Annotated in this window: 18 protein-coding genes; all 18 read left to right on the top strand. The window is 56.5% G+C overall.

Annotation, left to right across the window (positions count from 1 at the left end):
- The first annotated feature begins 141 nt into the window (after window positions 1–141).
- Window positions 142–909, top strand: a complete 768-nt coding sequence (gene rpsB / locus ASF69_RS18655; RefSeq protein ID WP_062589711.1) for a 30S ribosomal protein S2 — start codon at window positions 142–144, stop codon at window positions 907–909.
- 251 nt (window positions 910–1,160) lie between these two features.
- On the top strand, window positions 1,161–2,087 hold the full coding sequence (gene tsf / locus ASF69_RS18650) for a translation elongation factor Ts (RefSeq protein ID WP_062589709.1): 927 nt from the start codon (window positions 1,161–1,163) through the stop codon (window positions 2,085–2,087).
- A gap of 195 nt (window positions 2,088–2,282) precedes the next feature.
- On the top strand, window positions 2,283–3,005 hold the full coding sequence (gene pyrH / locus ASF69_RS18645; RefSeq protein WP_062589909.1) for a UMP kinase: 723 nt from the start codon (window positions 2,283–2,285) through the stop codon (window positions 3,003–3,005).
- Window positions 3,006–3,069: 64 nt separating this feature from the next.
- Window positions 3,070–3,627 carry a ribosome recycling factor gene (gene frr, locus ASF69_RS18640; RefSeq protein WP_062589707.1) on the top strand — a complete coding sequence of 186 codons (558 nt, stop codon included), beginning with the start codon at window positions 3,070–3,072 and terminating at the stop codon, window positions 3,625–3,627.
- A 62-nt stretch (window positions 3,628–3,689) separates the two neighbouring features.
- Window positions 3,690–4,433, top strand: coding sequence for an isoprenyl transferase (locus tag ASF69_RS18635; RefSeq protein WP_062589705.1), 744 nt, complete (start codon window positions 3,690–3,692; stop codon window positions 4,431–4,433).
- Complete coding sequence (locus tag ASF69_RS18630; RefSeq protein WP_062589703.1) at window positions 4,433–5,266, top strand: phosphatidate cytidylyltransferase; 834 nt, start codon at window positions 4,433–4,435, stop codon at window positions 5,264–5,266. The genes ASF69_RS18635 and ASF69_RS18630 overlap by 1 nt, the downstream gene beginning before the upstream one ends.
- A 23-nt stretch (window positions 5,267–5,289) precedes the next feature.
- Window positions 5,290–6,423, top strand: a complete 1,134-nt coding sequence (rseP, locus tag ASF69_RS18625; protein WP_062589701.1) for an RIP metalloprotease RseP — start codon at window positions 5,290–5,292, stop codon at window positions 6,421–6,423.
- A gap of 200 nt (window positions 6,424–6,623) precedes the next feature.
- Complete coding sequence (gene bamA / locus ASF69_RS18620; protein ID WP_062589698.1) at window positions 6,624–8,948, top strand: outer membrane protein assembly factor BamA; 2,325 nt, start codon at window positions 6,624–6,626, stop codon at window positions 8,946–8,948.
- A 49-nt stretch (window positions 8,949–8,997) separates the two neighbouring features.
- Window positions 8,998–10,062: a UDP-3-O-(3-hydroxymyristoyl)glucosamine N-acyltransferase gene (lpxD, locus tag ASF69_RS18615; RefSeq protein WP_062589696.1), complete on the top strand. Its 1,065-nt coding sequence runs from the start codon at window positions 8,998–9,000 to the stop codon at window positions 10,060–10,062.
- Window positions 10,055–10,522 carry a 3-hydroxyacyl-ACP dehydratase FabZ gene (gene fabZ, locus ASF69_RS18610; RefSeq protein ID WP_062589693.1) on the top strand — a complete coding sequence of 156 codons (468 nt, stop codon included), beginning with the start codon at window positions 10,055–10,057 and terminating at the stop codon, window positions 10,520–10,522. The genes lpxD and fabZ overlap by 8 nt, the downstream gene beginning before the upstream one ends.
- On the top strand, window positions 10,519–11,331 hold the full coding sequence (lpxA, locus tag ASF69_RS18605; RefSeq protein ID WP_062589691.1) for an acyl-ACP--UDP-N-acetylglucosamine O-acyltransferase: 813 nt from the start codon (window positions 10,519–10,521) through the stop codon (window positions 11,329–11,331). The genes fabZ and lpxA overlap by 4 nt, the downstream gene beginning before the upstream one ends.
- 3 nt (window positions 11,332–11,334) lie before the next feature.
- Complete coding sequence (locus ASF69_RS18600; RefSeq protein ID WP_062589689.1) at window positions 11,335–12,195, top strand: LpxI family protein; 861 nt, start codon at window positions 11,335–11,337, stop codon at window positions 12,193–12,195.
- A gap of 1 nt (window position 12,196) precedes the next feature.
- The gene (gene lpxB / locus ASF69_RS18595; protein ID WP_062589687.1) at window positions 12,197–13,390 is read left to right on the top strand and encodes a lipid-A-disaccharide synthase; all 1,194 of its coding nucleotides are present in this window, start codon (window positions 12,197–12,199) and stop codon (window positions 13,388–13,390) included.
- A gap of 148 nt (window positions 13,391–13,538) precedes the next feature.
- Complete coding sequence (locus ASF69_RS18590; RefSeq protein ID WP_062589685.1) at window positions 13,539–14,243, top strand: GntR family transcriptional regulator; 705 nt, start codon at window positions 13,539–13,541, stop codon at window positions 14,241–14,243.
- A 10-nt stretch (window positions 14,244–14,253) separates the two neighbouring features.
- Window positions 14,254–15,039 carry a transporter substrate-binding domain-containing protein gene (locus ASF69_RS18585; protein WP_062589682.1) on the top strand — a complete coding sequence of 262 codons (786 nt, stop codon included), beginning with the start codon at window positions 14,254–14,256 and terminating at the stop codon, window positions 15,037–15,039.
- A gap of 71 nt (window positions 15,040–15,110) precedes the next feature.
- Window positions 15,111–15,782 (top strand): amino acid ABC transporter permease, encoded by a 672-nt coding sequence (locus ASF69_RS18580; protein ID WP_062589680.1) that lies wholly within the window; start codon window positions 15,111–15,113, stop codon window positions 15,780–15,782.
- Window positions 15,779–16,438, top strand: coding sequence for an amino acid ABC transporter permease (locus ASF69_RS18575; protein WP_062589678.1), 660 nt, complete (start codon window positions 15,779–15,781; stop codon window positions 16,436–16,438). The genes ASF69_RS18580 and ASF69_RS18575 overlap by 4 nt, the downstream gene beginning before the upstream one ends.
- Window positions 16,416–17,147, top strand: a complete 732-nt coding sequence (locus tag ASF69_RS18570) for an amino acid ABC transporter ATP-binding protein (protein WP_062589677.1) — start codon at window positions 16,416–16,418, stop codon at window positions 17,145–17,147. The genes ASF69_RS18575 and ASF69_RS18570 overlap by 23 nt, the downstream gene beginning before the upstream one ends.
- Window positions 17,148–17,155 lie beyond the last annotated feature (8 nt).

Raw genomic sequence — 17,155 nt, 5'->3', positions numbered from 1 at the left:
CGCAGGCTGTATGCGGCTCACCATTCCACACGCGAAGCTTGGGATGTTCCGGGAGAAATCCGGATCGTTCCGCCCGGTGGTGCCGCCTTAAAACGGTGCTGTTTGCTTCGCGGGGGTTCAACCGGAAAAGGATAACTAGGCATGGCATTGCCCGATTTCTCTATGCGTCAGCTTCTGGAAGCTGGCGTTCACTTTGGTCACCAGACACACCGCTGGAACCCAAAGATGAAGCCGTACATCTTCGGCGACCGCAGCAACATCCACATCATCGACCTGGCACAGACAGTTCCTTTGCTGTCGCGCGCCCTTCAGGTCGTGTCTGACACGGTTGCCCGTGGCGGTCGCGTTCTGTTCGTCGGCACGAAGCGTCAGGCTTCTGAAATCATCGCAGACAGCGCAAAGCGCTCCGCTCAGTACTACGTCAACTCGCGTTGGCTCGGCGGCATGATGACCAACTGGAAGACGATTTCGAACTCGATCCAGCGCCTGCGCAAGGTCGACGAAATCCTCAACTCCGACGCTTCCGGCTACTCCAAGAAGGAACGCCTGAACCTTGAGCGCGAACGCGAAAAGCTTGAAAAGGCTCTCGGCGGTATCCGCGATATGGGCGGCGTTCCGGACCTGATGTTCATCATCGACACCAACAAGGAAAAGATTGCGATTGAAGAAGCCAAGCGTCTTGGCATTCCAGTCGTTGCAATCATCGACAGCAACTGCGACCCGGACCAGATCGACTACCCGATCCCAGGTAACGACGACGCATCGCGCGCAATCTCGCTCTATTGCGACCTGATTGCTCGTGCAGCCATCGACGGTATCGCTCGTCAGCAGGGCGCTTCGGGCCGCGACATCGGCGCTTCCGAAGAAGCTCCGATCGAGCCTGCACTGCAGGACGAGGCTGGCGCCTGATCGTTGGCCACCGGGCGGCATTGAAGATGCCGCCTTCTCTATCAGGATCTGACAAGGCCGTTCTGGACTCAAACAAGTTCGACGGCCTTGTTTGTTTAAATCGCGCCAGCCGCACGGCATGGGCGCGATTTTGAAACTTCGTGGTGGCTGTTTCATCAGCCTGTCACAGTTCCGGGTACATTCGTTCCCAAATTCCGATTTCGGTCGGGCCGCAATCGCGCCGTGACCGACGAACCGACAAGAGGCACACAATGAGCGAAATCACAGCCGCAATGGTAAAGGAACTGCGCGAGAAGTCCGGCGCAGGCATGATGGATTGCAAAAAGGCGCTGGCTGAAACCGGCGGCGACATGGAAGCTGCAATCGACTGGCTGCGCGCCAAGGGTATCGCAAAGGCTGACAAGAAGTCCGGCCGTACGGCTGCCGAAGGTCTCGTTGGTATCGCTTCTGCCGGCCACAAGGCTGTTGTTGTTGAAATCAACTCCGAAACCGACTTCGTTGCTCGTAACGATGCCTTCCAGGATATCGTTCGCGGCGTTGCTTCCGTTGCCCTGACCACGGATGGCTCGGTTGACGCTGTTGCAGCAGCAACCTATCCGGCAACCGGCAAGACCGTTGCAGACACCATCAAGGACGCAATCGCGACCATCGGTGAAAACATGACGCTGCGTCGCTCTGCTCTCCTCGAAGTCGAGCACGGCGTTGTTGCCACCTACGTTCACAACGCTGCTGGCGACGGCATCGGCAAGCTCGGCGTTCTCGTTGCGCTGAAGTCCGAAGGCGACAAGGCTGTTCTGACATCCATCGGTCGCCAGGTTGCCATGCACATTGCTGCGACCAACCCGCTCGCCATCCGCGCTGAAGAAGTTGACGCCGCAGTTGCAGAACGCGAGCGCAACGTATTCATCGAACAGGCCCGCGAATCCGGCAAGCCAGAAGCCATCATCGAAAAGATGGTTGATGGCCGTATGCGCAAGTTCTTCGAAGAAGTTGCTCTTCTGTCGCAGGCTTTCGTCATCAACCCTGACATCACGGTTGGCGACGCTGTCAAGGAAGCCGAAAAGGAAGCTGGCGCCAAGATCGAAGTCGTCGGCATGGCTCGCCTGCTGCTCGGCGAAGGCATCGAAAAGGAAGAAAGCGACTTCGCTGCTGAAGTTGCTGCGGTCGCCAAGGGCTGATCTCTTCATCCTGTTTGGGAAAACTACGGGGCATCGCGTGACAACGCGGTGCCCTTCGTGTATCCGCGTTCCGGTATATCTCGCAATGCGTGCCAATCCTGCGGATTTGGCAGGCTTGCGATTTCTCTCTAGTTTTCGCGTGTCGTCATTGCGAACAGCCACGTGCCTTTGCGTGACATGCTTTAAGGAGTCATGATGTCTTCCAAGCCGCTTTATAAACGTGTTCTGCTCAAGGCGTCGGGCGAAGCCCTCATGGGCGATCAGGGTTTCGGGATCGACGTCGCCGTCGCTGACCGCATCGCCTCCGACATTGCCGAAGCACGGGCAATGGGCGTCGAGGTTGGCGTCGTTGTCGGTGGCGGCAACATTTTCCGTGGCGTTGCCGTAGCCTCAAAGGGCGGTGACCGCGTTACCGGCGACCACATGGGCATGCTGGCGACCGTTATCAACGCGCTGGCGCTGGCGACATCGCTGCGCAAGCTGGACATCGACACCGTCGTCCTCTCGGCTATTGCCATGCCGGAAATCTGTGAGAGCTTCTCGCAGCGCGCAACCCTGTCGCATCTGGCGCAGGGGCGGGTGGTGATTTTTGCTGGCGGGACAGGAAATCCATTCTTTACAACCGACTCTGCGGCGGCACTGCGCGCGGCCGAAATGGGCGCTGAAGCAATCTTCAAGGGCACACAGGTAGACGGCATCTATTCCGCCGACCCTAAGAAAGATCCTCACGCCACCCGCTTTGATGAGCTGACGCATTCCGAAGTTCTGGGCAAGGGCCTTGCCGTGATGGACGTGGCCGCTGTTGCCCTGGCACGTGAGAACCACATTCCGATCATCGTTTTCTCGATCCACGAAAAGGGCGGCTTTGCGGCAATATTGACCGGTGGCGGTCGCAAGACCATCGTGCACGACAAGTAATTGACGGGGCGTTCATCCCGCGCTGTGACAGTGGCCGTAACGGCCAAATTGATGGAGTATGAAAATGAGTGGTATTGACCTCAACGATATCAAGCGCCGCATGGATGGTGCTATCAATGCGTTCAAGAGCGACATCGCATCGCTGCGCACGGGCCGCGCGTCCGCCAACATTCTGGACCCGGTTACAGTCGACGCCTATGGTTCGCGCGTGCCGCTTTCGCAGGTCGCCAACATTACCGTGCCTGAAGCGCGTATGCTGGGCGTCAACATCTGGGACAAATCGATGGTAGGCGCGGTCGATCGTGCGATCCGCGAGTCCAACCTCGGCCTCAACCCTATCGTCGACGGCCAGAACCTTCGCATCCCTCTGCCTGAGCTTAACGAAGAGCGCCGCAAGTCGCTTGTGAAGGTCGCTCACGATTATGCGGAGAAGGCTAAGGTTGCCATCCGTCACGTTCGCCGCGATGGTATGGACGGCCTGAAAAAAGCCGAAAAGGATGGCGACATCGGCCAGGATGAGAGCCGCGCACAGTCCGACAAGGTTCAGAAAATGACGGACGACACGATTTCAGATATTGATCGCTTGCTTGCAGAGAAGGAAAAGGAAATCATGCAGGTATAACTGGCGGTCGCTCTGCTGTAAGATTTTCATCATTGTCACGCGCTGCTTAAAACTGGATCGAGATGTCCGACATTACACGTTCCTCATTACCCGAGCATGTTGCCATCATCATGGATGGCAACGGGCGTTGGGCCAAGCAGCGCGGTCTTCCCCGCATCATGGGCCACAGACGTGGCGTCGAAGCCGTGCGCACGACAGTCAGGGCTGCGGGCGAGTGCGGCCTGAAATATCTTACGCTCTTTGCTTTTTCCTCCGAGAACTGGCGCAGGCCTGAATCAGAGGTGAGCGATCTGCTGGGCCTGCTCAAGGCCTTCATCCGTCGCGATCTGGCGGATCTGCACAAGGAAAACGTGCGGGTACGCATCATCGGCGACCGGGAAGGTCTGAAAGAGGACATCAGGAACCTGCTGCTCGAAGCCGAGCAGATGACACGCGACAACACCGCGCTGACCCTGATCATCGCTTTCAATTACGGATCTCGTGATGAAATTGCGCGCGCAGCCGCTTCTTTGGCCAGGGATGTGGCCGAGGGGAAGCTGGACGCTAGCTCGATCACGCCGGACGCGATCACAGCCAGACTGGATACGAACGGTATTCCAGATCCTGACCTGATCATCCGTACAAGCGGTGAAGAACGCCTCTCGAATTTCCTTCTTTGGCAAGCCGCCTATTCCGAGTTTATTTTCATCCCCGACTACTGGCCTGACTTTTCGCGCGATACGTTTTTTGTGGCGATTGATCAGTACATGGCTCGCGATCGCAGATTTGGCGGTCTTTCCGGCCAAGTCGCTCTGGCAGGCGTCTGATGAGCCGCGAATTAAAGCTGCGGATCATTTCCGCCATTGTGCTTGCGGCAGTCATACTGGCGGCTACCTGGTATGGCGGCATGATGTTCCGCGTCGTTGCAGGCCTGCTTGCGCTGCTCATCTATTACGAATGGAGCACCATCACCAAGCTGGCGGACAGCAATCCGACAGGTTACGCGTGGGGTTGGTTTGCCGTCGCTGTCATGAGCGGAAACACCATCTTCGGGGAGTCTTCGCTTGATCTGCCGCTTCTGTCCGGTTTTGCAATCACCGCAGCACTTTTCCCGGTTCTTCGTGGAAAGAACTGGTGGCTCGTCGGCGGCATCATCTATGCAGGGCTGAGTGGCATTTCTCTTGCGGCAATCCGCAGCGAAGAACTGACCGGCTTTGTTGCCACGGTGTTTATCTTCGCGATTGTCTGGGCAACGGACATTCTCGCCTATTTTGTCGGTCGTGCTGTGGGCGGTCCCAAGCTTGCTCCATCCATTTCGCCAGGCAAAACCTGGTCGGGTGCTGCCGGAGGCACGTTTTTCGGCGTGATTGCGGGTTCAACGGTGGCTGCGATCTATCATGGGCGCATCAGCATCGTCATCATCGCCCTGGCTCTCGTGCTGTCCATTTTCAGCCAGATCGGCGACCTTTTTGAGTCCTTCATCAAACGGCGTTTCAAGGTGAAGGATTCGAGCAATCTCATCCCGGGCCATGGCGGCGTTATGGACCGGGTTGACGGTCTTGTTTTTGCCTGCTTTACCGTATTCCTCATTGCTGTCGTTCACGCGGCGATAACGGGTGATGTGCCAGGGTCTGGCGGCGGTATCGTGCCGGGGTTCTGACACAAGCGAAAGGCTGGGAAATTATGGATATGGTAACGGCAACGGTTGGGTTCTTGACCGGTTACATAGTGCCGTTCGTTCTCGTACTTTCTCTGCTCGTTTTCGTCCACGAGATGGGCCACTATCTCGTAGGTCGCTGGTGCGGCATTCGATCCACAGCTTTTTCGATCGGCTTTGGCCCGGAACTTATCGGCTTTACCGACAAGCACGGAACCCGCTGGAAGATTTCCGCGATACCGCTCGGTGGTTACGTCAAGTTCTTCGGGGATGAGGATGTATCCAGCAAGCCCGATAGCGATGGCCTTGCTGGCTTGTCGCTGGAGGAGCGGGCCCAAACGCTGGCCGGTGCAAAGCTGTGGAAAAGAGCAGCCACCGTCGCAGCCGGCCCCATTGCCAATTTTCTCCTTGCGATCCTGATCTTTGCGGCCTTGTTCGGCACCTATGGTCGCATGATCTCAGATCCGATCGTTGCTGAGGTGCGTGAAAACAGTGCGGCGCAGACAGCTGGTATCGTGCCGGGCGACCGTCTCGTTTCCATTGATGGCGAAGCCGTCAAGACATTCGACGATGTTCGACGTTACGTGGCAGTTCGCCCAGGAACGCCGATTACAGTCACGGTGGAGCGGAACGGGCAGGAGCTCTCCTTGCCGATGGTGCCGACCCGCACCGAGACGACGGACCAGTTCGGTAACAAGATGGAGCTGGGGATCATCGGTATTGTCACCGACCAGACGCGCGGCAACTTCCGGCATGTCACCTATTCTCCTACCGAGGCGCTGGTTGAAGGCGTGCGCGAGACCGGCCATGTCGTGACAGGGACGTTTGCCTATATCGGCAATCTCGTCACTGGACGCATGAATGCGGACCAGCTAGGCGGGCCGGTGAGGGTCGCACAGGCGTCAGGACAGATGGCTAGCCTCGGATTTGGTGCGGTTATACAACTTGCGGCCTTGCTTTCTGTCTCGATTGGCCTTCTCAATCTCATGCCGGTCCCGATTCTGGACGGGGGACATCTTGTGTTCTACGCTATTGAAGCGGTGAGGGGCAGACCGTTGGGCGCAGGGGCACAGGAAGTCGCTTTCCGGATCGGATTGGCAATGATTTTCAGTTTGATGGTTTTTGCGACGTGGAATGATATCAGCAGCTTGATCGGCTAAAGAGGGGTTTTAAGCTGTTTTTTTAAGAGGGCGTTTACCTTGTTTTGAAGCCAAAGTGGCGATTGAGCCACGGTGCTTCGCGAAGTAAACAGAAATTAACGGTCGGGCTTGCTTGTAGAGGAAAAGCAGGTAAAACGACGCAGATGGCCGGAGTCGGGTTTTGCCCGCTGAGGGACAACGGGAAAAGGTAAGATTAGAAAATGAAGGCTGGTTCAAGATTTTTGAACGCGGTGTCGGCGGTTGCGCTGTCTGCTGGTGTTTCTTCGGTTGCGGCTCTGGGAGTGGTTGCTTCTTCCAGCGTGGCATATGCGGCGGTGATCAGCAGGATCGATGTTCGTGGCGCTGAGCGCTCCGGCGCGGATGCTGTACGTTCCAATATCACCATTGCTCCAGGTCGTAACTTTTCCAACGCTGATATCGATGAATCGGTAAAGCGCCTTTACGCGACCGGTTACTTTTCCAATGTCAGCATGAATGTTTCCGGCAGCACCCTGGTCGTGACGGTTAGTGAAAACAACCTCGTCAATCAGGTCGTGTTCAACGGCAACCGCAAGATTAAGGATGACAAGCTCCAGGGCATCGTCCAGACACAGTCTCTCGGCCCATACGATCAGACGATCGTTACGTCCGATATCGCCCGTATCAAGGAAGCATACGCAGCCATCGGCCGTAGCGACATTCAGGTGACGACTCAGGTCGTTCCCGTTGGTCAGGGACGTGTGAACCTCGCTTTCGTCATCAACGAAGGTGAACGCACGAAGATTGCGCGTATCGATTTCGTCGGCAACAATGCCTACAGCGATGGTCGCCTTGCTGCCGTCATCAACACGAAGAAATCCAACATGCTGTCGTTCCTGACACGCAAGGATGTCTACAATGAGGACAAGCTGCGCGCTGATGAAGAAGCGCTGCGCCAGTTCTACTATAACCGTGGTTATGCCGACTTCCGCGTGACCGGCTCGAATGCCGTTCTTGACGAGGCAACCAACGAATACACAATCACGATCAATGTTGACGAAGGTCAGCGTTACGCATTCGGCAACGTGGGTGTTGAGTCCACAGTGCCTGGCGTCGATGGCAACGAGCTGCAGACTCTGGTCGATACGCGTCCTGGCTCCAACTACAGCGCCAAGGAAGTTCAGCAGAGCATGGAAGCCATTTCCAAGCGCGTGGCTGCAGAGGGCTATCCATTTGCTCGCGTAACGCCACGTGGCGACCGTGACATGAACGGCAACACGATTGGCGTCACCTACATCGTTGATCAAGGCGAGCGCGCATATGTCGAGCGCATCGAAATTCGCGGTAACACCCGTACGCGTGACTATGTCATCCGTCGCGAATTCGACATCAGCGAAGGCGATGCATTCAACCAGACGATCATTACAGCTGCCAAGCGTCGCCTTGAGGCACTCGGCTACTTCTCCAAGGTAAACATCGGCACATCGCAGGGCAGCGCGCCTGACCGCGTCGTGATCGTTGTTGACGTGGAAGATCAGGCAACCGGTTCGTTCGGTATCGGCGCTGGATACTCTCAGAACGACGGTGCGCTGCTTGAAGCGTCCATCGAAGAAAAGAACTTCCTCGGTCGCGGCCAGTACATCCGTATCGCAGCTGGCGCAGGCCAGGACGATGCACGCAGCTACAACCTGTCCTTCACCGAGCCTTACTTCCTCGGCTATCGCCTTGCTGCTGGTTTCGACCTGTTCAAGAGCCAGAGCTCGAGCGAAGACTACTATGACTACGACGAGCAGGGCTTTGCGCTTCGCGTAACTGCGCCAATCACCGAGAATCTCGCAACGACGTTCAAATACACGTACAAGCAGATTAAATACGATGGCGAAGGCGATTATCAGGCAAACCTAGCTCAACCATATGTCGATCTTATCGATCAGAATAATGGTAAGTGGGTTCAGTCGAGCATTTCGAATACGCTGGCTTACAACACGCTTGACGACCGCAACATGCCGCGTGATGGCTGGCAGGCTGCATTGACAAACGAGTTTGCAGGGCTTGGCGGCGACTCGGAATACTACAAGATCTATGCGAAGGCTCGCTACTATCATACGCTTTCTGACGAATACGATATCATCGGTTCGTTGACGGGGCAGGCTGGTTATGTCGTCCCCACTGGCGACAACCTCCTTGTGTTTGATCAGTTCAAGATCGGTGGCCGCGTGATCCGTGGTTTCGAGAATGATGGCATCGGTCCACGTATCGGTGACGATTCGATCGGTGGCACGACCTACTTCGCTGCTTCTGCTGAAGTGACTGCTCCTATGCCAGGCGTTCCTGAAGACTTTGGTCTTCGCCTTGCCGGCTTCGTGGATGCTGGCACGCTGTATGGAAACAAGGTTGCCAACAGCAGTGGAGTGCAGGATGACAGCTCGATCCGTGCATCGGCCGGTATCGGCATCATGTGGGCATCGCCATTTGGTCCTTTGCGCGTAGACTACGCAGTGCCCTTCATGAAGGAAGACTACGACGAAGTGCAGAATTTCCGGTTTGGCATGTCCAACACTTTCTGATATCGGCAGTCCAGAACTGCAAGTTTGAACGTTCTGGAGTATCCGTTTGATGGAGTATAACGCCTTTTTTCCGCCCCATGATGGTATGCGATTGAAAGATATCGCGGACCGCCTTGGGGCGGAACTTTCTGATGAGACCGCTGGCGATCGCCTTGTGCGATCAATTGCCCCCGTTTATCGCGCAAAGTCAGATCAGCTCTGCTACATTCTTTCGCGGAAAAACCGTGAGGAATTGCTGACCTGCGAGGCGGCGGCGATCATTTGCGATGAGGCGCTCAAGGGCTTGGTGCCTGCGCATATTCCTGCCCTCATTTCAAAAAATCCTCACACGGTGTTCGCGCAAGCCGGAGCGCTTCTTCACGAATCTGCGATGAAGCCATCTGCCATTCTCGATGGCGCTTCACAGATTTCGTCGGCTGCCCATATCGACCCATCTGCGAAGCTTGAAGCAGGCGTTGTAGTGGAACCGCTTGCGGTCATCGGCGCAAACGCTCATATCGGTGCGGGTTCACGCATCGGCCCGGGCGCTATCATTGGTGCGAATGTGCAGATTGGCCGTGATTGCACGATTGCTGGTGGCGCCAGCATTCTGTCAGCACTGGTCGGCAATAGCGTTATCATCCACAACGGTGCGCGTATCGGGCAGGATGGTTTCGGTTACGCGCCCGGCCCACGCGGCATGATCAAAATTGTTCAGATCGGCCGGGTCATCATTCAGGATCATGTTGAAATCGGTGCAAACACCACAGTCGACCGTGGCACGATGGATGACACTGTTATCGGTGAAGGCACGAAGATCGACAATCAGGTGCAGATCGGCCACAACGTCCGCATCGGGCGTCACTGCGGCATTGTCAGCAAGGTCGGGATTGCAGGTAGCACGCGCATTGGCGATGGCGTGATGATTGGCGGTGCCTGCGGGATCAATGGCCACATCACCATTGGGGACGGCGCACAGATCGCCGCTATGAGCGGCGTTGTCGCGGATGTGCCTGCGGGCGCAAAATACGGTGGCGTTCCCGCGAGACCGTTGAAACATTTCCTGCGTGACATGGCTGAGTTGCTTGCGCGCGCAGAAGAGCGAGACAAGAAGACAGGAGAGAAGAATGTCTGAAGAGACAAAGACGACGCTTGGCGCGGCTGACATCCTAGAGGTGATGAAGCTGCTGCCGCATCGTTATCCGTTTTTGCTGATCGACAAGATCATCGATATCGACGCCGATAATTCTGCAACCGGTATCAAGAACGTCACCGTCAACGAACCACATTTCACAGGTCATTTCCCTGATCGCCCCATCATGCCGGGCGTTCTCATCGTGGAAGCAATGGCGCAGACAGCCGGTGCGATCTGCGCGCGCAAGCAGGGTGATGGCGGTCATCTCGTCTATTTCATGACAATCGACAATGCCCGTTTCCGCAAGCCGGTCATTCCGGGCGACAGGCTGGAAATCTACGTCGTCAAGCAGCGTCAGCGCGGCAATGTCTGGAAATTCCACTGCGATGCCAAGGTGGACGGTGTTCTGGTTGCCGAAGCAGACATCGGTGCCATGATGATCCCTGAGGATCAGCAATGAGCACAATCGCGGCCTCGGCCCAGATACATCCGATGTCATTCATCGAGGACGGCGCCGTTATCGGTGAGAATGTCGTCGTCGGTCCGTTTTGCCACGTAGGGCCAAAAGTCACTTTGCATGATAGTGTAAAGCTGGTCAGCCATGTGGTTGTTCTGGGATGCACCACGGTAGGCAAGGGAACGCAGATCTGGCCATCTGCGGTCATCGGTGGTGACTCGCAGAGCGCGCATCACAGTGCGGTCGATACGACGCTTGTGATAGGCGAGAATTGCACCATTCGTGAAGGCGTCACCATGAACACCGGCACGGTGGAACATGGCGGCACGACAATCGTCGGAAACAACAACCTGTTTCTGGCTTACGCACATGTGGCGCATGACTGCCGCCTGGGCAACAACATCATCCTCTCCAACAATGTCATGCTGGCGGGCCATGTGACGATTGAGGACCGCGCCATTCTTGGAGGCGGCTCGGCTGTTCACCAGTTCACACGCGTCGGCCGACAGGCCTTTATCGGCGGCCTTTCCGCTGTCAGCTACGATGTCATTCCCTATGGCATGTTGAATGGAAATCCGGGAATCCTGAGCGGGTTGAATATTGTTGGCATGACCCGCGCTGGCATAGAGCGCGCTGAGATGCACAAGGTTCGCCGCGCTTACAAGCAGATCTTCGAAAGCGAAGGCAATGTGCGTGCAAACGCTGCCTCCATTCGTGAGAGCTATCTGGATTGCCCACAGGCACTCGAAATCATCGATTTTATCGCCGCCGCAAATGAACGGGCGATTTCATCGCCTAATCGAGGCAAGTAATCCGTGTCACGGGGTGCGGGGCGACTGGCCATCATCGCGGGCAGCGGATTTCTCCCTTACTATGTAGCGGAGGCTGCCCGACAGGCCGGTGAAACGCCCTTCATCATTCGCCTGAAGGATGACACAAATCTCGACTGGTCGGGATTTGAGAGCATTACCATCAGTGTCGGCGACGTCGCATCTTTGGGAAAAGCGCTTGCGGCGCAACGGATTGACCGCGTCGTGCTGTCCGGCGGCGTATCGCGGCGGCCAGAATGGCGCGAGATCCGCCCCAACCTCAAGATGATTGCCAAAATGCCGTCGATTATTCGCACCCTGCTGTCGGGGGGCGATGATACGGTTCTGCAAATGGTCATCGGCTTGATTGAAGCACAGGGAGCGCGGGTCATTGGCGCCCACGAGATAGCTCCTGGGCTTCTGGCATCGACCGGCGCTTTCGGCACGCTTGCGCCCGGCGAGGATGATCGGAGGGACATCGACAGGGCCTCCAAGGCGGCGCTGGCGCTCGGCGCTCTGGATGTGGGGCAGGGCGCTGTCAGCGTCGGTGGACGCATTGTTGCTCTGGAAGGCGTGGAAGGGACCGATGGGATGCTCGCCCGCGTGGCTGCATTGCGTGCCGAAGGCAGAATTTCCAGCCGCCGAAAAGGCGTTCTCGTTAAATTATGCAAGCCGCAACAGGACATTCGTGCTGATTTGCCAACCATTGGCCCTTCGACCATAGAAAATGCGTCAAAGGCAGGGTTGGCTGGTATAGCGGTAGAGGCGGGCAGGGCGTTTGTCCTGGATCGAGAAGCCATGCTGAGGGCTGCAGATGAAGCCGGGCTTTTCGTCTGCGGCATCGATCTTGGCGTAACGGGAGGTTGATGTGGCAGAAGGCGTTCTGAAACTGGCCGTAATTGCCGGAGAGGTCTCTGGAGACCTTCTGGGTGCCGACCTCGTTAAAGCCCTCAAACTGCAATATCCCGGGCGGATAGAGTTGATGGGTGTTGGAGGTGAAGCTCTGACAGCCGAGGGCCTGAACTCACTTTTCGATTATTCCGAGCTTTCGATCATGGGTTTTACCCAGGTCATCAAGAAGCTGCCGCAGCTTTTGGCGCGGATCCGGGAAACTGCGGATGCCATCATCGCGGGCAGGCCGGATGTACTCCTGATTATCGACAGTCCGGATTTCACGCACCGTGTTGCCAAACGCGTCCGCAAGGCGTTGCCGGATCTGACAGTCATAAACTACGTCTGCCCCAGCGTATGGGCGTGGAAGGAAAAGCGTGCGCCTGCAATGCTTTCCTATGTCGACCATGTGCTTGCCCTCTTGCCCTTCGAACCGGATGCCATGCAGCGTCTTGGCGGACCTCCCACAACCTTTGTCGGACACCGCCTGAGCGTGGACGCAAACGTTTTGGCGGCAAGGGAACAGCGTGCCGCGCGCGCGCTCCCGCAGACCGGCGAACAACGCACCATTCTTCTGCTTCCCGGTTCCCGCTCAACAGAAACAACGCGTTTGATGGAGCCCTTCAGGGAAACCGCTGCGGCATTTGTCGAGCGAAATGGCCCTGCACGCTTCGTACTTCCAACTGTTCCTCGACAGGAAGCGCGCATTCGCGAACTCGCGGCGTCATGGCCCGAGCATATCCGTCCGCAGATCGGCACGGACGCGGCATTCAAGTGGCGATCTTTTGCCGAAGCGGACGCGGCAATTGCAGCTTCCGGTACCGTCATTCTCGAACTCGCGCTCGCCAACGTGCCGGTCGTTTCCGTTTACAAAACCGACTGGATTTTCACCATGCTGAGCAAGCGTGTGAAAACCTGGACAGGTGCGTTACCCAATCTCATTGCCGATTACGTGGTTGTGCCTGAATATTTCAATGAAGTGGTCAGGGCAGGGTCCATGCTGCGCTGGATCGAGCGCCTGTCGTCCGATACGCTGCAACGGCGCGCTATGCTTGAAGGCTTCGCCTGCGTTCAGGATCGCCTGCGCACGCCGCGCCCCCCGGGCGAAACTGGCGCGGACATTCTGCTTGCGGTTTACCAGCAGAAGTCAGAGCGCGCTGGCGCCCGATAAACGGCACAGCATAAAATCTAATCGCTGACGAAATTCGTGACTGGCTAAAAATTAATCAGCCAGCTTTGTGCGACTTATTTCTATGCATGATTTGATTGGCATTGCAGCCAGTCGGTAAAGTGGCACGCCGCTTGCGTATCACTCTTGTATGCAAGATAGACATACATTCGAAACCGATCAAAGCGCGATAGAATCTGCCATAGTGTCCGGCATCCTGTCTGCGCGCATTCGCCCGGGTACGCGCCTTGGTGAAAATCAGCTTGCTGAAATATACGGAGTTTCGCGCACCAAGATTCGCGAAGCGATGATGCGACTTGTGACCCGCGGTGTGGTTCGGTCAAGCCCGCGACGGGGCTGGTTTGTGGTAGAACCTTCGGCTGAGGAGGCCTTGCGGGTCTACAAAGCCCGCCGTGTCATTGAATGCGGCCTTTTGCGCAACATGACCGTGCTCCCGCCAGATGGGCGACAGATCCTCATTGATCATTTGAATGAGGAAAAGCAGGCAATGGCGGTGGCTGACCGCCAGAGGCTGACATGCCTCATGGGCGATTTTCATATTCGCATCGCCGAAATCGCCGGAAACGACATCATCATCGATCTCTTGCGTGATCTGACCGCACGCACAATCCTGATTTGCATGCTCTATCAATCAGATTTTCACGCTGCCCAATCCCATGAAGGCCACTGCCGCATTTTTGAGGCCATGGATGCGGGTGATTTTCTCAGAGCATCGGAGCTTGCCGTAACGCATCTGGATGAGGTCGAGACCGGCCTCGACCTGACACGGCAGCAAGATCGCCACTCGGACCTTCGTAACTCCCTTTCACTTCCGCCACTTCATGCAACTTCATAGGAGATTTAAGATGTTCAACAGACGTGCATTTTTCGCTGCCATCACTCTCGTCCTCGGCGCAGGTTTTTCCGCACCGGTACTGGCGGATGCCATGACCGATATCACTTCACGCGGCGCCATCCGCGTTGCCGTTCCGCAGGACTTCCCGCCCTTCGGTAGCGTTGGCGTGGACATGGCACCGCGTGGTTACGATATTGATGTTGCCACTCTGATCGCAGAGAAAATGGGGGTGAAGGTAGAATTGGTGCCGGTGACCAGTGCCAACCGCATTCCCTATCTGCAGACCAACAAGGTTGACCTTGTCATTTCCAGCCTGGGCAAAAACCCTGATCGTGAAAAGGTCATCGACTTCTCTTCTGCCTATGCCCCATTCTTCAACGGTGTTTTTGCACCTGATAGCGTCAAGATCGAAAAGGCAGAAGACCTCGCAGGAAAAACGATCGGCGTCACGCGCGGAGCGGTGGAAGATCTTGAGCTGACCAAGATCGCGCCTTCAGACACGACCATCAAGCGGTACGAAGACAATAACGGCACCATCTCGGCCTTCCTTTCCGGCCAGGTCGAAACAGTGGCGACAGGCAACGTGGTTGCAGCGGCTATCCTGGAAAAGAACCCGCCAAAGCGGCCGGAACTCAAGTTCCTCATCAAGAACTCACCGTGCTTCATTGGCCTGAACAAGGAGCAGCCAGCTCTTCTGGAAAAGGTCAATGCAATCATTGCTGCCGCCAAGGCTGATGGAAGCCTCAATGCGATTGCCCAGAAATGGCTGAAAACCGACCTGCCAAAGGATATTTAAACGCATTTTGAATTCGCGTCCCGCGATGTGGCGGGACGCGGTCCCTTGGTTTTTCAGGGAAGGGAACCATTGTGAATTACACTTTCGAGTTCGGCTGGCTTCTCGAATATTATCCGGCCATCGTGAAGGGCGTGCTCATCACGCTTCAACTGATTGCAGTCGGCGGCGTTCTTGGCATTGCGCTCGGCATTTTCTGCGCTTGGGTGCGTGCCCTGGGGCCAACATGGCTACGGCCGCCCGTTGCGCTTTATGTGGAACTGATCCGCAACACGCCCTTTCTGATCCAGCTTTTTTTCATCTTTTTTGGCCTGCCATCACTGGGCCTGCAGCTGACGGAACTGACCGCGGCCAATATTGCCATGGTCGTCAACCTCGGCGCCTATAGTTGTGAGATTATCCGCGCTGGCACTCAGGCAACGCCAAAGGGACAGTTCGAGGCGGGGGCGAGCCTCGCCATGAGCCGGTTCGAAACATTCCGACACGTGGTGCTCGTGCCCTCGCTACAACGCATCTGGCCGGCCTTGTCGTCACAGGTGGTCATTGTCATGCTTGGCTCGTCGGTGGTGTCGCAAATTGCGGCGGAGGATTTGACCTTTGCTGCCAACTACATCCAGTCACGCACATTCCGCGCCTTTGAAGCCTATATGGTCTCGACCGTGATTTATCTGGGGCTGGCCATTCTGCTGCGTCAGATTCTGCTCGTCATCGGCGGCTTCGTTTTTCCAAGAAGGAGCGCAAGATGATCGAGTTTTCGACCTGGGATATTCTGCGCAACCTGCTGCTGGCAACCCGCTGGACGGTGCTGCTGTCGCTCGTCTCCTTCATTGGCGGCGCCGCTGTTGGTCTTCTTCTGCTGTTCATGCGCATTTCAAAAAAGAAATCGCTACGGACATTTTCCAAATATTATGTCGAGCTGTTTCAAGGCACGCCGCTTTTGATGCAGCTGTTCATCGCCTTTTTCGGTCTGGGGCTTCTTGGGATCGACGTGCCTTCGTGGCTCGCCGCAGGTTTGACGCTCATCTTGTGGGCCGCAGCCTTCCTGACGGAGATATGGCGCGGCTGTGTCGAGGCGGTTTCCAAAGGACAGTGGGAGGCGTCTGCAAGCCTCGGCATGGGGCGGTTGCAGCAGATGCGATATGTCATTCTGCCACAGGCCATGCGCGTTGCAATTCCGCCCACCGTCGGCTTTGCCGTGCAGATCATCAAGGGCACTGCCGTAACCTCGATCATCGGCTTCGTGGAGCTTTCCAAGGCGGGGACCGTCGTTACCAACGCAACCTTCCAACCCTTCACTGTCTATGGCCTCGTTGCCCTCATTTATTTCGCGCTTTGCTGGCCGTTGTCGAAAAGCAGCCAGATTCTCGAAAGGAAGCTTAATGTCGCTCATCGAAATCACTGAAGTCCGCAAGAGCTATGGCACGAACGAGGTGCTGAAAGGCATCAACCTCGATATCGAGCCGGGTGAGGTCATTGCGATCATCGGCAAGAGCGGCTCGGGAAAATCGACCCTGCTGCGTTGCATCAACGGTTTGGAGACCATTTCAGCCGGTGCCATCTCCGTGGCTGGCGCGCAGTTTCTAGACGACGAACTTCACCTGAAAGCGCTCCGGCTGAAAGTCGGCATGATCTTCCAGCAATTCAATCTCTTCCCGCACCTGACGGTCGGCGGCAACGTCATGCTCTCGCAAACAGTCGTCAAGAAAACGCCGAAGGCCGAGGCAGAAATGCTGGCGCGCAAGATGCTCGAACGCGTCGGCCTTGCCCATAAATTCGATGCTTACCCTGACGAACTCTCGGGCGGGCAGCAGCAACGTGTGGCGATTGCTCGCGCACTCGCCATGCAGCCAACGGCGCTTCTCTGCGACGAAATCACCTCCGCGCTCGACCCGGAACTGGTAGCCGAAGTGTTGGCGGTGGTGCGGGAACTTGCAGCAGAAGGCATGACACTGGTCATGGTCACGCATGAGATGAAATTCGCCCGCGACGTCTGCTCACGCGTGGTCTTCATGCACGAAGGCAAAGTCCATGAAATCGGCCCGCCGGAAGAGGTGTTTTCATCGCCGAAGACGCCGGAGCTCAAGCAGTTCTTGGGCGTTGCGGCGCATTGAAAGTGGGT

This window comes from Rhizobium sp. Leaf311, from assembly GCF_001423445.1.
Taxonomy (GTDB): Bacteria; Pseudomonadota; Alphaproteobacteria; order Rhizobiales; family Rhizobiaceae; genus Agrobacterium.
Note: the sequence above shows the minus strand (reverse complement) of the source record. Positions and strands in the feature narration are given on the sequence as shown.

Coding starts and splice junctions, on each gene's coding strand:
- rpsB (WP_062589711.1), top strand. CDS start 142: ATGGCATTGCCCGATTTCTCTATGCGTCAGCTTCTGGAAGCTGGCGTT.
- tsf (WP_062589709.1), top strand. CDS start 1,161: ATGAGCGAAATCACAGCCGCAATGGTAAAGGAACTGCGCGAGAAGTCC.
- pyrH (WP_062589909.1), top strand. CDS start 2,283: ATGTCTTCCAAGCCGCTTTATAAACGTGTTCTGCTCAAGGCGTCGGGC.
- frr (WP_062589707.1), top strand. CDS start 3,070: ATGAGTGGTATTGACCTCAACGATATCAAGCGCCGCATGGATGGTGCT.
- ASF69_RS18635 (WP_062589705.1), top strand. CDS start 3,690: ATGTCCGACATTACACGTTCCTCATTACCCGAGCATGTTGCCATCATC.
- ASF69_RS18630 (WP_062589703.1), top strand. CDS start 4,433: ATGAGCCGCGAATTAAAGCTGCGGATCATTTCCGCCATTGTGCTTGCG.
- rseP (WP_062589701.1), top strand. CDS start 5,290: ATGGATATGGTAACGGCAACGGTTGGGTTCTTGACCGGTTACATAGTG.
- bamA (WP_062589698.1), top strand. CDS start 6,624: ATGAAGGCTGGTTCAAGATTTTTGAACGCGGTGTCGGCGGTTGCGCTG.
- lpxD (WP_062589696.1), top strand. CDS start 8,998: ATGGAGTATAACGCCTTTTTTCCGCCCCATGATGGTATGCGATTGAAA.
- fabZ (WP_062589693.1), top strand. CDS start 10,055: ATGTCTGAAGAGACAAAGACGACGCTTGGCGCGGCTGACATCCTAGAG.
- lpxA (WP_062589691.1), top strand. CDS start 10,519: ATGAGCACAATCGCGGCCTCGGCCCAGATACATCCGATGTCATTCATC.
- ASF69_RS18590 (WP_062589685.1), top strand. CDS start 13,539: ATGCAAGATAGACATACATTCGAAACCGATCAAAGCGCGATAGAATCT.
- ASF69_RS18585 (WP_062589682.1), top strand. CDS start 14,254: ATGTTCAACAGACGTGCATTTTTCGCTGCCATCACTCTCGTCCTCGGC.
- ASF69_RS18575 (WP_062589678.1), top strand. CDS start 15,779: ATGATCGAGTTTTCGACCTGGGATATTCTGCGCAACCTGCTGCTGGCA.
- ASF69_RS18570 (WP_062589677.1), top strand. CDS start 16,416: ATGTCGCTCATCGAAATCACTGAAGTCCGCAAGAGCTATGGCACGAAC.